The sequence below is a fragment of the Roseateles sp. GW823-FHT07B05 genome, assembly GCF_058794515.1.
Map to the genome: position 1 here is coordinate 52201 of NZ_JBXAGX010000014.1, position 14685 is coordinate 66885.

Genomic DNA, 14685 nt, shown 5'->3' on the forward strand with positions numbered 1-14685 from the left:
GAAGGGTCTTCGATGAACTCTGCTCGTCGCATCGCCTCGGTCGACGCGCTGCGCGGCCTGGCTGTCGCGGCCATGCTGCTGGTCAACAACCCGGGCGACTGGGGCCATGTGTACGGGCCGCTGGAGCACTCGGCCTGGCACGGCTGCACGCCCACCGACCTGATCTTCCCGTTCTTCCTGTTCATCGTCGGCGTGTCCACCGCGCTGGCGCTGGGGCCGCGCGTGGACGCCGGTGCCGACATGGCGCGGCTGCGAGCCGGCGTCGTGCAGCGCGGGCTGCGCATCGTCGCGCTGGGCCTCCTGCTGCACCTGCTGGCCTGGTGGCTGATGCACAAGCCCGAGTTCCGCGTGCTGGGCGTGCTGCAGCGCATCGGCCTGTGCTTCATCGCCGTGGGCCTGGTGGCCATCCAGCTGCGCCAGCGCGGGCAATGGCTGCTGCTGGTGGCGTTGCTGGCCGGCTACGGCGCGCTGCTGCAGTGGGGCGGCCCGCTGGAGAAGGCGGGCAGCCTCGCGCAGCGCGTGGACACGGCCGTGCTGGGCCGCTTCGCCTACGAATGGAACCCGCAGACCGGCGTCGCGTTCGACCCCGAGGGCGTGCTGTCCACGTTGGGCGCGCTGGCGACGACGGTGTTCGGGCTGCTGTGCGGCGGGCTGCTGCGGCGCGGGCAGCCGCGCGCGCTGCTGCTGACCGGCGTGGCGGCGGCCGCGGTGGGCTGGTGGTGGTCGACCTGGCTGCCGTGGAACAAGCCGCTGTGGACGCCGTCCTTCGTGCTGTGGACCGGCGGCCTGGCCGCCATCGCGCTGGCTGCCGCGCATGGCTGGATGGACCGCCTGGGCCACCGCCCCTGGGGCCGCGCTTTCGGGCTGAACGCCATCGGCGCCTACGCCGGCGCCTGGATGTGCACCGTGCTGCTGGCGGCCACGGGCTGGATGGACCCGCTGTACCGCGGCGTGTTCGCGCCGGTGGGCGCGCGGCTGGGGCCCGAGGCGCAGTCGCTGTCGTTCGCGCTGGCCTTCGTGGCCGTCTGGGCCGCCGTCGTCTGGGTGCTGGACCGGCGCGGCTGGTACTGGAAGATCTGAGGCCATGGCGGGCGATCCCTTCGCCGTCCGCATGCCGCCGGACATCCGGTCCGTGCAGGTGGGCGAGCACCAGGTCGTCTTCATCGACGACTTCCTCGAAGACCCGCAGGCGCTCGTCGACGCCGCCTGCCAGGCTGCGTTCCGGCCCTGCCCGGGCGCGGATGAGCGCCGCGGCTACCCCGGCGTGCGCGCGCCGGCGCCGCGGGCGTACACCGAGAGCCTGACGGCGCTGATGGACCCGCTGATCCGCGTCAACTTCGGCGTGCCCGAGGCGCTGCCGCTGAAAAAGACGCCCTGCGCGTTCTCGCTGACGACGGTGGCGCCGCACGACCTGGGCCCTTTGCAGCGCGTGCCGCATTTCGATGCCAGCACGCCGCACTACATGGCCGTGCTGCTGTACCTGTGCGACGAGCGGCACGGGGGCACGGCGTTCTACCGCCACCGCGCCAGCGGCCTGCAGCAGATCACGGCCGACAACCGCGACGCCTATGGCGAGCGGGTCTACGCCGAGGTGGACGGCCGCGCGCCGCCGCCGCGCTACTTCGGCGACTCGGATGACCGCTTCGAGCTGCTGGGCATGCTGCCCGCGCGCTTCAACCGGCTGGCCCTCTACCGCGGCAGCCTGCTGCACTCGGCCATCGTCCACCCGGCCACCGGGCTGGCCAGCGACCCGCGCCAGGGCCGGCTGACGGTCAATACCTTCTACGACTTCTGAGCCGTTGCGGCGCGGGGCAAGAGCAGGCTTCTCGTGCATTGCCCGTTGATGCCCGGAAGGTCAGCCTCCTGCTGCGTTGCGTCCCTCCTTCGTCGAGACAAGCCGTGGTGGCGTCGCTGGGGCGCACAGGCGCGCAATTGCGCAGGTAAAGGAGGAGGCCCGCGTAGCGGGCCGGGGGACACGGAGCAATTGCGCGCCTGTGCGCCCCAGCGCATCCCCAACCAGGCGGAATTCGTGACGTCGCCCTGTGGTCAGCCGCCGACCTGCCACGAAAAAAAGCCCGGCGGCTGCCGGGCTTGAAGGAGACAAGCGGTCAGGGATCAGAACTTGGCGGTCAGGCCCAGCTTGTAGGTCGTCTCGCCCTGGAAGGACCAGGCCGGGAAGCCGGCGCGCAGCGGCGTCTTGATGGCCGTGTTGCTGGCCGCCGCGGCGCCGTACTGCACGTCGTCGTCCTTCAGCAGGTTGACGATGTCCAGGCTCAGCCGGAGCGACTTGTTGATGTTCCAGCCGAAGGAGGCGTCCAGCGAGCCGAACGCGTCGTGCATGCGGTTGCCGTACCAGAAGGCGCCTTCGCGGATCATGTACTTGGAGCGCCAGTTGTAGGCCAGGCGGGCGGTGTAGCTGGCGTCCTCGTAGTAGCCGACCAGGTTGACGTTGTGCTTGGAGGCCTGCGTGAACACGCCCAGCGCGTCCAGGTAGCTGCTGGCCGGCGCCTTGCCTTCGGTGAAGGTGTAGTTGCCGCTGACGCCGAAGCCGTTGCTGAAGCCGTGGTTGACCTGCAGCTCGATGCCGCGGATGGTGGCGCCGCCGGCGTTCACGTAGCGCTGCACCGTCCAGTTGTCCTTCTTGGTGACGGGGTCCACCAGGCCCATCTGCTGGTCGGGCGTGATCAGCGCCGTCACGAAGTTGGAGATGTCCTTCAGGAAGTACGTCGCCGACACGAGGTTGCCCTTGCCGTAGTAGTACTCCACGCCGATGTCGGCCTGGCTGGACTTCATGGGCTTGAGGCCCACATCGCCGAAGGTCCAGGTCTCGTTGTTGGACCGGTCGTCGTTGAAGCCCGACAGCGTGATCGGGAACATGTTCGCGAAGTTGGGCCGCGTGATGGCCTGCGAGGCCGTGGCGCGCAGCACCAGGTCCTTGCGCAGGTCGAACGCGACGTTCAGGCTGGGCAGCACGTCGTTGTAGGTCGTGCTGACGCTGGACAGCGTCTTGGCGAAGCCGACGTTGCTGTCATAGCCGTCCTTGGGCGAGGTGCCGGTCTTGTCGACCGCGTAGCCCAGGCCCTTGACGGTCGTCGAGACGTAGCGCAGGCCGAAGTTGCCGCGCAGGCCCTCGGTGTCGAACTCGAACATGCCGTAGGCCGAGCGGTTCTTCTCGTTGAGCTCGCCGTAGCCGGAGCGGTCTTCCGTCCAGGCGGTGATGCTCTTGCGCGTGTTGTTCAGCATCGCGCTCACGTCCGCGCGCGGGATGGACCAGCTCGCCACGTCCACCGAGCCGCTGAACAGCGAGCTGGTGGGCGCTGCCGCGAGGGTGCTGGCCCAGATCGGGCGGAAGCTGCGCTTCTCGAAGGAGTGGTCGGCCAGGCGCACGCCGGCCTTGACGGCGCTGATGACGCCCCAGTCCACGTTGAAGGTCGCATCCAGCTGGCCGAACTTCTCCTTGTCCTTGTTCGGGCCGGCCGACGTGGCCCAGCTCTGCGGTGCCAGCTGCGCCGGCAGCGCGCTCAGGCCCCACGACTGGTTGGACGTCGGGTTGATGCTGATCTGGTGGCCGGTGGCGTCGATGGTGCCCTGCCAGTTCGGGCGGGTGAACGGGCCGGGGGCGCCGTCGAAGGCGTCCGTCTGGTAGTTGGTCGTCAGCGACGTGCCACCCTTGGCCTTGGTGTTGCCCAGCACCAGGTCGAACTTGGCGTTGTCGATCTTGTAGTGCGCGTCGGCGACGACGCTGTTGGAGTCCATGCTGGCACCGCGGGCCCAGACCTGGAAGAACTTGTGCGGCAGCGGCTTGGCGGCCGTCGTCGTGCTGTGCAGGCACATGTCGATGCTGCTGCGCTTGTCGCAGTTCGCGTCGTGCATCAGGTAGTCGCTGGAGTTGGACGCGTCGGCGTCCAGCTTCATCTTCAGCACGTTCAGGCCCAGCTCCAGGCCGTCCACCGGGCGCGCCTGCAGCGCCACGTTGATGGCGGTGCGCTTGCGGTCCTGCACGAAGGCGGTGGGCGCGACGTCGCTGTTCCAGCGGCTGTCGGCCTCCACGCCGTTGCGGATGTAGTTGCCCTTGGAGATGCCGCCGGCGATGAGCGCGCCGAAGCGGCGGTCGGCCGTGCGCCAGCTGTAGAGGCCGGAGACTTCCTTCTCCGGGTCGCTGATGGTGCTGCGGCTGTAGCGCGTGCTCAGGAACACCGTGTTCGGGTCCAGGTCCAGTGGCTTGCGGGTCTTGACGATGACCGTGCCGCCGATGCCGCCTTCGGTCAGGTTGGCCTGCGAGGACTTGTAGACCTCCATGCCGCCGATCAGCTCGGCCGGCAGCAGCGAGTAGTTGAACGAGCGGTCGATGTCCATCTGGTCGTACCAGCCGGTGGACGCGACGGTCTGGCCGTTCAGCGTGGTGTAGGTCATCTGCGGGTCGGAGCCGCGGATGGACACCGAGGCGCCCTGGCCGAACGCGCGGCCCACGGACACGCCGGGGATGCGGCCCAGCGCCTGGCCCACGTCGGAGTCGGGCAGCTTGCCCACGTCCTCGGCCGACACGGCGTCGACGACGGCGGAGGCGTTCTTCTTGATCGTGGCGGCGCTCTGCAGCGAGGCGCGGATGCCGGTGACGACGACTTGTTCGAGTTGCGTGGACGCCGCCGGTGCGGCCTCCTGCGCCTGCACGGCGAGCGCGCTGCTCAGCAGCGTCAGCGACACGGCGGTCGCGATGGGGGTCAGCTTGACCTTCATGAACTGGTTCCTTGTTGTGGTCAGAGGGCGGGTGGCGGCGGCGCCGACCGCTGGGTCGAGTACCACCATGAGTCCGGTTGCAGCGGGGCTCTCGTCTGAGCGAGATGCGACCAGTGCGAGACCACTATATGGAGTGACAAATCCACTTTGCTACCAATTAAGACATGGTAGTTACCCGGGTGGCTCATGGGAGGGGGATGCCAAAAGTTCGGCCTTCTCACGAAGATCCAGGCGCCGGCACGCAAACTGGTATCTAAGTGGTTGAGTTGTTCGAGCGCACCCATGTTGTGCGCTGGCGACGAAAATCGGCACCGCCGAACCGGGGTTGCGCTATCAGTTTTTGCCCATCGTGAAGGTGGACTGTTTTTGGTATGGCTTTCCAGGGTTTTGGCCGTGGCCGGGCCGGCCGGCCGCCGGGACAATGGCGGCTCACCCCATGAACGCCCCGATGACCCCTTGCCTCCCAGGCCCGCGCCACGCCGCCGGCCGGCCCGCATGACGCCCGTCGCCACCTGGCCGGTGGCCGACCTGCCGACGCTGCGGCAGCGCCTGGAGCAGTGCGCCGAGCCGGTGCTGCTGCCAGGCCTCGTGCGCGACTGGCCGGCGGTGCGTGCCGGCCGCGCGGCGCCGCTGGGCATCTGCGACTACCTGGCCGGCCTCGATCGCGGCGTGCCGGTGTTCGCCACCAAGACGCGCGCCGCGGCGCAGGGCGTCATGGGCTACAACGACGACTTGACCGACTTCGCCTTCGTCAAGGCGCGCATGACGCTGGCCGAGTTCATGGCCAACCTGGCGGCCTACCTGCCGCTGGACGGCGCGCCGGCCATTGCCGCGCAGTGCGCCAAGGTCAGCGACGTCATCCCCGGCTTTCTGGACGAGAACCCGCTGCCGGCGCTGCCCGGCGTGGTGCCCAACTTCTGGCTGGGCAATGCGCTGACGGTGCCTGTGCACCACGACCACCCGTACAACCTGGCCTGCGTCGTGGCCGGCCGGCGCCGCTTCACGCTGTTCGCGCCGGAGCAGGTCGGCAACCTCTACATCGGGCCGCTGGAGCACACGCCGTCCGGCGCGCCGATCTCGGTGGTGCACCCCAAGGCGCCGGACTTCGCGCGCTACCCGCGCTGGCGCGACGCGCTGGCGGCGGCGCGCGTGGTGGAGATGGCGCCCGGTGACGCGCTCTACCTCCCGCCGCTGTGGTTCCACCAGGTGGAGGCGCTGGAGAAGGTCAACCTGCTCGTCAACTACTGGTGGCCCGTGGAAGGCGACCGGCGTCTGCCCAGCCCGGCCGCCACGTTCATGCAGGCCGTGCAGGTGCTGAACGCGCTGCCGCCGGCGCAGCGCGACGCCTGGGCCGCGATGTTCGGCCACTACGTGGTGCAGCGCGAGCAGGACCCCGGCGCGCATGTGCCCGCGGCCTGGCAGGGCGCGCTGGCGCGCCGCCAGTGAGGGGCGCGGCATGCGGGCGATGAAGGAACTCCACGGCATCACGCGCGAACGCTTCGAGCGCGACGTGGTGCCGGCCTACGAGCCCGTCGTGCTGCGCGGCGTGGCGGGCGACTGGCCGCTGGTGGCGCAGGGCCGGGCGGGCCTGGCGCCCTGCCTGCAGTACCTGATGACCTTTGACGGTGGCCAGCCCGTGGACGCCGTGCTGGCCCGGCCCAACGCCACGCGGGCCTTCACGTACAAGCCCGCGCTGGACGGCTTCAACTTCACGCGCGACAAGCGGCCTTACGCGGCGCTGTTCGAGCAGCTGTGGCGCTACAGCCATTTCCCCGAGCCGCCGGCGCTGGCCGCGCAGAGCGCTCGGGTGTCGGAAGCGCTGCCGGGCCTGGAGCTCGCCAACGTGCTGCCGCTGCTGGACGCGTCCGCTGCGCCGCGCATCTGGATCGGCAATCGCGCGACCGTGCCGGCCCACCTCGACGACTCGCACAACCTCGCCGTCGTCGCCGCCGGCACGCGGCGCTTCACGTTGCTGCCGCCGGCCTGCGCGCCGCTGCTGTACCTGGGCCCGCCCGACTACGCGCCCACACCGGCGCCGATGTCCGTCGTGCCCGACCTGCACCGCGCCGACGCCGCCCAGTTCCCGCTCGTGGCCGAGGCGCTGCAGCAGGCCATCGTCGCCGAGCTGGCGCCGGGCGACGCGATCTACATCCCGCCGCTGTGGTTCCACCAGGTCGAGGCGCTGGCGCCGCACCTCAACATCCTCGTGAACTACTGGTGGCGACCCGAGGCCGCGCCGGGCCGGCCCGACGACCTGCACCTGGCCGCGATGCGGCTGGCCATGCTGGCGCTGCGACACCTGCCCGACGCCGAGCGCGAGGGCTGGCGGGCGCTGTTCGGGCATTACGTTTTCGGCGCGCGTGGCGACGGCCTGGCGCACATCCCCGAGGGGCAGCGCCACTTGTTCGGCGACGTGGACGCGGCCCGCGACGCCGAGATCCGCCGTGACATCGGCGGCCAGCTACGGCCGGATCACCACAAGTAGAGCTGCAGCGTGCGGTCGCCCACGCGCGGCGGGATGTTGGCCAGCAGCTCGCGGTGGTCGGGGAAGTTCAGCGCGCTGCGCGCGACGAAATCGTCCACCGCATCCAGCCGATGGCGCGCCTGATGCGGCGTGGGTGGCTGCAGGTCGTCCGGGAACAGGCCCATGCCGGCCAGCAGCGCGTACCAGGACACGATGGGGTAGCCCTGGCCGAAGCGGCCCTGCTTCAGCCCCGCGGCCAGCGGCTTGCGCGACATCCACGTCATCAGCACGCCCTGCAGCGAGTCCGACAGGTGCATGTTTTCGGCGTTGGCGCGCCAGTAGTCGGTGTCGTTGCGCGAGTTGGTCTTGTAGTGCGCCACGATGTAGTCGCGCGTGTTCTCGAAGCGCGCGCGCATGAACTCGTTGAACCGGTCCTGCGTGGCCGGGCCGACGTCGCCCTGCTCCAGCGCCTCCACCAGCGCCGCGGCGGTGCGCTGCACGAACAGCAGTGCCGTGGCCTCCAGCGGCTCGATGAAGCCCTGCGACAGGCCCACGGCCACGCAGTTGCGGTTCCACTGTCTGGCCATGCGGCCCACGCGCATCGTCAGGTGGCGGGCCGGCACGTCGGCGTCCAGCAGGCCCAGGTGGCGGCGCAACTCCGTCTCGGCTTCGTCGGCCGAGCAATGCGCGCGGCTGTAGACGTAGCCGTTGCCACGCCGGTTCGTCAGCGGGATCCTCCACGCCCAGCCATGGCGCAGCGCGGTGGCCGTCGTCTGCGACTCGATGGGGCCGTCCAGCGGCGTCGGCATCGCGATGGCCGCATCGTTGAACAGGTTCTCGGCGTAGGAGATGAACGGGGTCTTCAGCGCCTGGCCGATCAGCAGCGACGAGAAGCCGGTGCAGTCGACGAAGAAGTCGGCCGCCAGCGTGTCGCCGTCGTCGAGGCGAAGCCGGGCGATATTGCCTTGCTCATCCAGCTGCACCTCGGTGACGTGGCGCTGCAGGTGCGTGACGCCGCGTGCGACGGCCTGGCGGCCGAGGAACTGCCCCAGCAGCGTCGCGTCGAAGTGATACCCGTACCAGATGTCGAACGGGAAGTTGTGGTTCGCCCGCGGCCCGCGGCCCTGGCGGGCCAGTGCGGCGGCGACGAAGAAGCGGTCGGGGTGCGCATGCACGTCGGCGCCGTCCAGCCGTGCATGCACGTTGTCGACGAACTGATGCATGGTCATGTTGTCCAGCATCGACGCGAACGGGTGGAAGTAGCGCTCGAAGCCCGGCCGCGTGGACCAGCCTTCGAACGTGATGCCGCTCTTGTAGGTGGCGTTGCAGGCCGGCATCCATTCGGATTCCTCGATGCCCAACCCGTCGAAGAACCCGCGCAGCCACGGCGTCGAGCCCTCGCCGACGCCGATGATGCCCACCTGCGGCGACTCCAGCACCGTCACCTTGAGCCGCGGGCCATAGGCCGACGTCGCCAGCATCAGTGCCGTCATCCAGCCCGCGGTGCCGCCGCCGACGACGCAGATGTGCCGCACCGGCGGCGGCCTGTCCGTGCTGCCGCCCGCCGGGCGCGCGGCGACATGCTGGTTGAAGACGGTGGCGGTGTCGGTCATGCAGCGATGAAAGCAGAAAAGGGGAACGTGTTCCACACGTTCCCCTTCGTTGGGTGTCGACCCGCATCTCGGGCCGAGCGCCGGGCCGCTCCCAAGCCGGCCCGCCTGGCGATGTGCGAGCGGGGCACGCCCCGCGAGCATCGCCGTCCCCTCGGGGGACCGACTGGCCTCGCCCGCGTTCAGCGAGGCGAGACCAGGCGAGGGGCTTCAATACTTGACGCGGGCGGTCAGGTAGAACTGGCGGCCGTTCTTGTAGACGGCGCGCGGCTCGGCCTTGTTGTCGCCGTAGTACTTCAGCACGGGGTCGTTCAGGTTCTGCGCGTCCAGGCTCACGGCGAGGTGCTCGTTGAACTTGTAGCCCAGCGAGGCGGACAGCACGCCGCTGCCGCGCTGGTAGTAGTCCGTGCCACGGTCACGACCCAGATAGTTGTCCGAGTTGTAGCCGTAGTTCACGCGCGCCGAGAACTGGTCGTTCTCGTAGAAGCCGCCCAGGTTGAGCGTGTTCTTGACCGCACCGCGCAGCACATGGCCGCTCTCGTCGTGCGCATCGGCCAGCGTGTAGTTCGCGCTGACGCCGAAGTTGCTGTAGATGGGCGTCTCGAACGCGAACTCCAGACCCGTGACGCTGGCCTTCTTGTTGATCTGCGTCGTCAGGTCGAACGGTGCCGTGACCATCGTGTTGCCCGGCTTGCCCTGCTGGCCGCCGGCCGGGATCAGGTCGGTGGTCAGCGTGGCGCGCTTGGTGCCGTCGATGATGTAGCTGCCGATGTTCATGTGGAACGCACCCATGGACACGAAGGCCCGCGGCGCGAAGTACCACTCGATGTTGGCGTCGAAGTTGGTCGAGCGGATCGGGTTCAGGTCGGGGTTGCCGGTGGTGCCGACGCCCACGGACTTGCCGGTCGGGTCGCTGTAGCCGTTGAGCAGCTGGGCGGCCGACAGCGCGGTGAAGTCCGGGCGGGTCAGCGTGCGCGACAGCGCCAGGCGGGCCACGATCTTCGGCGACACGTCGATGCGGATGCTGGCGCTGGGCAGGGCGTCCGTGTAGCTGCGGTCGTGGAAGGTCTGGTAGTAGCCCGACGGGTCCGTCCAGGCCGGGCCCACCGCCGCGAACGCGGAGGCCGCGTAGCCGGGCAGCGAGGTGTCGCTGGTGGGCACCCAGACCAGCGTGCTGGACTTGGTGCGCACCAGGCGCAGGCCCACGTTGCCGCTCCAGCCGTCGCCTTCGAGGTTGGCCTGGCCGTAGGCGGCCGACGTCGTTTCCTTCACCGAGTACTCATGCGTCGGCTGGCGGCGCGACAGCGGGCGCACGGCGTTGACCGCGTTCCAGGCGGCCAGCGTCTCGGCCGTCGGGAACTTGATGTTGGTCGGGAAGCCGCTGCCCAGGCCGCTGCCGAAGTTGCCCGGATAGCTCTGCGTGTAGTCGGTGTCCTTCAGGCCCATGGGCATGCCGTTGGCGCCGGCCGGGGCGCCCCAGTTCGGACCCTGGCCGATGATGGGGCCGTCGGTGTAGCGCTTGTGCTGGGCGGTGCGCGCACCGAACTTCAGCGAGCGCAGCACGCCGGCGTCCAGCGTGTACTCGGCGTCCACCTGGGCCCAGGTGTCCTTGTCCTGCACCACGACGTTCTGGTCGCCGAAGATCCAGTCCAGCTGGTAGGGCACGTTCGCGTCGGTCTTGCCGGGCGGCGTGCTGTTGGGGTTGCCGGGGTAGGGCGCGACGGTGTTGTAGAACGACGGCGCTTCGCCGATGCCGTTGAGCTTCCAGCCGCCGGCCGTGCCGTAGACGTCGCCCTCGAACACGTCCTGCGTGATGGTCTTGCCGGTGCCCTTGGAGGAGCCGACCTTGCCCGCCAGCTTCAGCGCGTCGCTGACCTTCCAGGAGCCTTCCAGGTTCAGGAAGTTGGTCTGGGCCGAGGCCTTGCGCGAGATCAGGTCGTAGACGCCGATCTTGGTGGGCTTGGCAAACGTGTAGTCGGCCTGCGTGATGATGTTGGACGCGGGGTCCACCACGGCGTTCTTCAGCACCACACCGGCGTCCTGCAGCGCCCAGGGGTTGGCCAGCATGTAGTTGCGGTTGTAGTTGTCCGCATCCATCTTGGACGAGAAGGCCGTCAGCGTCAGGTCCACGTCCTTGGTCGGCTTGACCTGGGCGCTGATGACGCCGCCCTTGCGCTCACGCTCCTGCGTGAAGTAGGCCGAGCCCAGCAGGTTGGGGTAGAGCTTGCCGGCCAGGCTGGGGTTCTGCGTCGTGATCGCCGACTCCAGACCGGTGATGGCCTGGTAGGCGCGCGGCTGGCCGTCCAGCGCGATGGTCTCCACGCCGTCGCGGCGCAGGTGGCGCTTCTCGCTGAAGGCCTGGATCAGGATGCCGAAGTTCTTGGCCTCGTTCTTCCACGCCAGCAGCGCGCTCAGCTGCGGGTCAGTCTTCTTGGGCAGGTCGGCGTAGACGGCGCCGAGGCCGGCTTCGAACGTCAGCGCCTTGGCGAAGTCCAGCGGCTTGCGCGTGATGATGTTCACCGAGCCGGCCGTGCCGCCTTCCGTGTCGGAAGCCGACGCGTTCTTATGCACTTCCACGCGGCTCACCAGTTCGGACGGCAGCAGCGAGAAGCTGACCGAGCGGCCCACGCCGGCGCCGGTCTGGTCCAGCACGAACCAGTCGCCGTTGGCGACCGAGTGGCCGTCCAGCAGCGTCTGCGTCAGGCTGGGGTTTGTGCCGCGCAGACCCACGCGGTCGCGCTCGTCGAAACCGCCCGAGCCGCCCGAGGGGCTGTTCAGGATGGTCACGCCGGGGATGCGGGCCAGCGAGTCAGCCACGTTCTTGTCGGGCATCTTGCCGATGTCTTCGGCGGAGATGACGTCGATGTGCGTGTCCGCGTTGCGCTTGACGGCCAGCGACTTCTCCTGCGAAGCGCGGATGCCGGTGACGGTGACGGTGTCGAGCTGCTGCGTGGCAGGCGCCTGCTGGGCCAGCGCGTAGCCGCTGGCGCCGAGCAGGGCGATGAGCACCGCTTGCGAGATGGGGGTCTGCTTGACCTTCATGAACTGTTCCTCGTTGTGGCCAATGAAATCGGGCGAGTGGTGGCTCATGCATGGATGCATACCACCTTCAGTCCGGTTGAGGCTTGCAGACTGTTGCGCAAGCTCACGACCAGTGCAACGCCACTTTAACAATTGATAACGCCACTTTGCTACCAGTCAACAGCAGGGGGTTTCCCGAGTGGTCGTCGACTTTGCCCTGTCCACAGTGAGGATGGCGCCTCTGTGGCACCCATGGGAGGGGCCGTTATTGGTCTGCAAGTGGCATCTTTTTGAGGGGCTCTTATGTTGCTTGCCGGCGACGACGAGTGGATGTTCTGTTGCTGCTGCGCGTCGGTTGATGCGCCGGCTGGTCTTGATCTGGTGCTGGATTGGTTGCCGGGTGGTTGCAAACCAGTGGTTGGCAGGTGCGCCGTCGCCGCGCGGCCGCGTTGGCCCGTCCTGCGATGTGCGGTGGCCGTGCGATGCGGGTCTTGCTGCCTGATGGGCTCGCTGTCCGACGAGTCGTTGGCGCCGGGCTGCTCGGCCGAGTTTTGATCTCGTTGCGCAAGGGCTGTTGCGCTGCGTCAACTCTGTGCTATAGTTGCGGGCTTGCCTCAGGAGGGGTGGCCGAGTGGTTAAAGGCAGCAGACTGTAAATCTGCCCGCATTGCGTACGCTGGTTCGAATCCAGCCTCCTCCACCAAAGCTTGCGCTTGCAGGCTGAGGACATCTGATGGCGAGAAGACTCCCAGGGCGGGAGTAGTTCAATGGTAGAACCTTAGCCTTCCAAGCTAATGACACGGGTTCGATTCCCGTTTCCCGCTCCATCTGCGGGTGGCTTGGTCGGCCAGCGTCGACACCGGTTTGCCGGTCAGTTCATCTGGCGTCAAACCCGTGCCGATGCCCTTGTGGCTCAGTGGTAGAGCACTCCCTTGGTAAGGGAGAGGTCACGCGTTCGATCCGCGTCAAGGGCACCACAACTTCTTTCTTTTTTCTACTCGTCCCAACGGGTTCGCCTCAGGAGCGCAAGATGGCAAAAGGCAAGTTTGAACGGACCAAGCCGCACGTGAACGTGGGCACGATCGGTCACGTTGACCACGGCAAGACGACGCTGACGGCTGCAATCGCGACCGTGCTGTCCAAGAAGTTCGGTGGCGAGGCCAAGGCCTACGACCAGATCGACGCAGCGCCCGAAGAAAAGGCTCGCGGCATCACGATCAACACCGCGCACGTCGAGTACGAGACCGCCAACCGCCACTACGCGCACGTTGACTGCCCCGGCCACGCCGACTACGTCAAGAACATGATCACCGGTGCCGCCCAGATGGACGGCGCCATCCTGGTGTGCTCGGCCGCTGACGGCCCGATGCCCCAGACCCGCGAGCACATCCTGCTGGCTCGCCAGGTTGGCGTGAAGTACATCATCGTCTTCCTGAACAAGTGCGACATGGTCGACGACGCCGAGCTGCTCGAGCTGGTCGAAATGGAAGTGCGCGAGCTCCTGTCCAAGTACGACTTCCCCGGCGACGACACCCCCATCATCAAGGGTTCGGCCAAGCTGGCGCTGGAAGGCGACGCGGGCGACCTGGGCGAACAGGCCATCATGCGCCTGGCTGACGCGCTGGACACCTACATCCCCCAGCCGGACCGTGCCGTTGACGGCGCGTTCCTGCTGCCGGTCGAAGACGTGTTCTCGATCTCCGGCCGCGGCACTGTCGTGACCGGTCGCGTCGAGCGCGGCATCATCAAGGTCGGCGAAGAAATCGAAATCGTCGGCATCCGCGAAGTCCAGAAGACCACGGTCACGGGCGTCGAAATGTTCCGCAAGCTGCTGGACCAAGGTCAAGCAGGCGACAACGTCGGCATCCTGCTGCGCGGCACCAAGCGTGAAGACGTCGAGCGCGGCCAAGTGCTGGCCAAGCCCGGCACCATCAAGCCGCACACCCACTTCACGGCAGAAATCTACGTTCTGTCCAAGGAAGAGGGCGGCCGCCACACCCCGTTCTTCAACAACTACCGTCCCCAGTTCTACTTCCGCACGACGGACGTGACCGGTGCCGTGGAGCTGCCGAAGGACAAGGAAATGGTCATGCCCGGCGACAACGTCGGCATCACCGTGAAGCTGATCGCGCCGATCGCGATGGAAACCGGTCTGCGTTTCGCTATCCGTGAAGGCGGCCGCACCGTCGGTTCGGGCGTCGTCGCGACGATCCTCGAGTAAGTTTTTCAAGGCCGCAGGGGCATAGCTCAATTGGCAGAGCGTCGGTCTCCAAAACCGAAGGTTGGGGGTTCGAGACCCTCTGCCCCTGCCACCCGCCACTGATCCCGGCGGTTGGTTTTCTGGCTAACCAAGCATCGGCCCGCGAGAGTGATCTCGGCGGGCCTTGCTGCTGATGGCTACAAGCCATCGCAGCGTCTGAACAGCCGCCCTGCGGGTGGCGCGTGAAAGTGAACTGATGGCGAATCCTCCCCAAGTCGAGACCGTGACCAGCGGCGCCGACAAGGCCAAGCTGGCTGCTGCAGTGCTGCTGCTGATCGGCGCGCTGGCGGCCTATTACGGTCTGTCCAAGCAGGGCGCGCTGGTGCAGTGGGCCTCCTTGATCGTGTTGCTGGTTGCCGGTGTGGCGGCCTTCTTCACGTCCGAGCATGGCAAGGCGCTGATCGCCTACGGCCGTGATTCGATGCGTGAGGTCAAGAAAGTGGTCTGGCCCACCCGCAAGGAAGCCGGCCAGATGACCCTCTACGTGTTCATCTTCGTCGTCGTCATGGCGCTGTTCCTGTGGACGACGGACAAGACGCTGGAGTGGGTGCTGTACGACCTGATCCTGGGCTGGAAGCGCTGAGAAGGAACGAG

9 protein-coding genes and 4 tRNA genes are annotated in these 14685 nt (G+C 68.0%); 10 read left to right on the forward strand and 3 right to left on the reverse strand.

From position 1 onward, the window contains the following. Window positions 1-12 precede the first annotated feature (12 nt). On the forward strand, window positions 13-1080 hold the full coding sequence (locus tag AC1Q7O_RS23040) for an acyltransferase family protein (protein WP_492661151.1): 1068 nt from the start codon (window positions 13-15) through the stop codon (window positions 1078-1080). Window positions 1081-1084: 4 nt separating this feature from the next. Further along, entirely contained in the window at window positions 1085-1795 is a 711-nt protein-coding gene (locus AC1Q7O_RS23045; RefSeq protein WP_492661152.1) for a DUF6445 family protein, read from the forward strand. A 320-nt stretch (window positions 1796-2115) separates the two neighbouring features. On the opposite strand, the gene AC1Q7O_RS23050 is transcribed toward AC1Q7O_RS23045, so the two are convergent. Then, window positions 2116-4737, reverse strand: a complete 2622-nt coding sequence (locus AC1Q7O_RS23050; RefSeq protein ID WP_492661153.1) for a TonB-dependent receptor — start codon at window positions 4735-4737, stop codon at window positions 2116-2118. Window positions 4738-5232: 495 nt separating this feature from the next. Between AC1Q7O_RS23050 and AC1Q7O_RS23055 the strand changes: the two genes are divergently transcribed. Next, window positions 5233-6183 (forward strand): cupin-like domain-containing protein, encoded by a 951-nt coding sequence (locus AC1Q7O_RS23055; RefSeq protein ID WP_492661154.1) that lies wholly within the window; start codon window positions 5233-5235, stop codon window positions 6181-6183. Window positions 6184-6202: 19 nt separating this feature from the next. Beyond that, window positions 6203-7222: a cupin-like domain-containing protein gene (locus AC1Q7O_RS23060; protein WP_492661155.1), complete on the forward strand. Its 1020-nt coding sequence runs from the start codon at window positions 6203-6205 to the stop codon at window positions 7220-7222. Here the strand turns inward: AC1Q7O_RS23060 and AC1Q7O_RS23065 are convergent. Together AC1Q7O_RS23065 and AC1Q7O_RS23070 are read right to left on the reverse strand one after the other, a co-directional pair. After that, complete coding sequence (locus AC1Q7O_RS23065) at window positions 7210-8814, reverse strand: tryptophan halogenase family protein (protein WP_492661156.1); 1605 nt, start codon at window positions 8812-8814, stop codon at window positions 7210-7212. The genes AC1Q7O_RS23060 and AC1Q7O_RS23065 overlap by 13 nt on opposite strands. 207 nt (window positions 8815-9021) lie before the next feature. Further along, window positions 9022-11901 (reverse strand): TonB-dependent receptor, encoded by a 2880-nt coding sequence (locus AC1Q7O_RS23070; RefSeq protein WP_492661157.1) that lies wholly within the window; start codon window positions 11899-11901, stop codon window positions 9022-9024. Between the two features lie 548 nt (window positions 11902-12449). Here AC1Q7O_RS23070 and AC1Q7O_RS23075 point away from each other — a divergent pair. From AC1Q7O_RS23075 to secE, 6 genes are all read left to right on the forward strand, one after another. After that, window positions 12450-12534, forward strand: a tRNA-Tyr gene (locus tag AC1Q7O_RS23075). A 50-nt stretch (window positions 12535-12584) separates the two neighbouring features. Further along, a tRNA-Gly gene (locus AC1Q7O_RS23080) sits at window positions 12585-12658 on the forward strand. A gap of 75 nt (window positions 12659-12733) precedes the next feature. Then, a tRNA-Thr gene (locus tag AC1Q7O_RS23085) sits at window positions 12734-12808 on the forward strand. 53 nt (window positions 12809-12861) lie between these two features. Continuing rightward, window positions 12862-14052 (forward strand): elongation factor Tu, encoded by a 1191-nt coding sequence (gene tuf / locus AC1Q7O_RS23090; protein ID WP_492661158.1) that lies wholly within the window; start codon window positions 12862-12864, stop codon window positions 14050-14052. A 15-nt stretch (window positions 14053-14067) separates the two neighbouring features. After that, a tRNA-Trp gene (locus AC1Q7O_RS23095) sits at window positions 14068-14143 on the forward strand. A 144-nt stretch (window positions 14144-14287) separates the two neighbouring features. After that, window positions 14288-14674 carry a preprotein translocase subunit SecE gene (secE, locus tag AC1Q7O_RS23100; RefSeq protein ID WP_492661159.1) on the forward strand — a complete coding sequence of 129 codons (387 nt, stop codon included), beginning with the start codon at window positions 14288-14290 and terminating at the stop codon, window positions 14672-14674. Window positions 14675-14685: the final 11 nt, after the last annotated feature.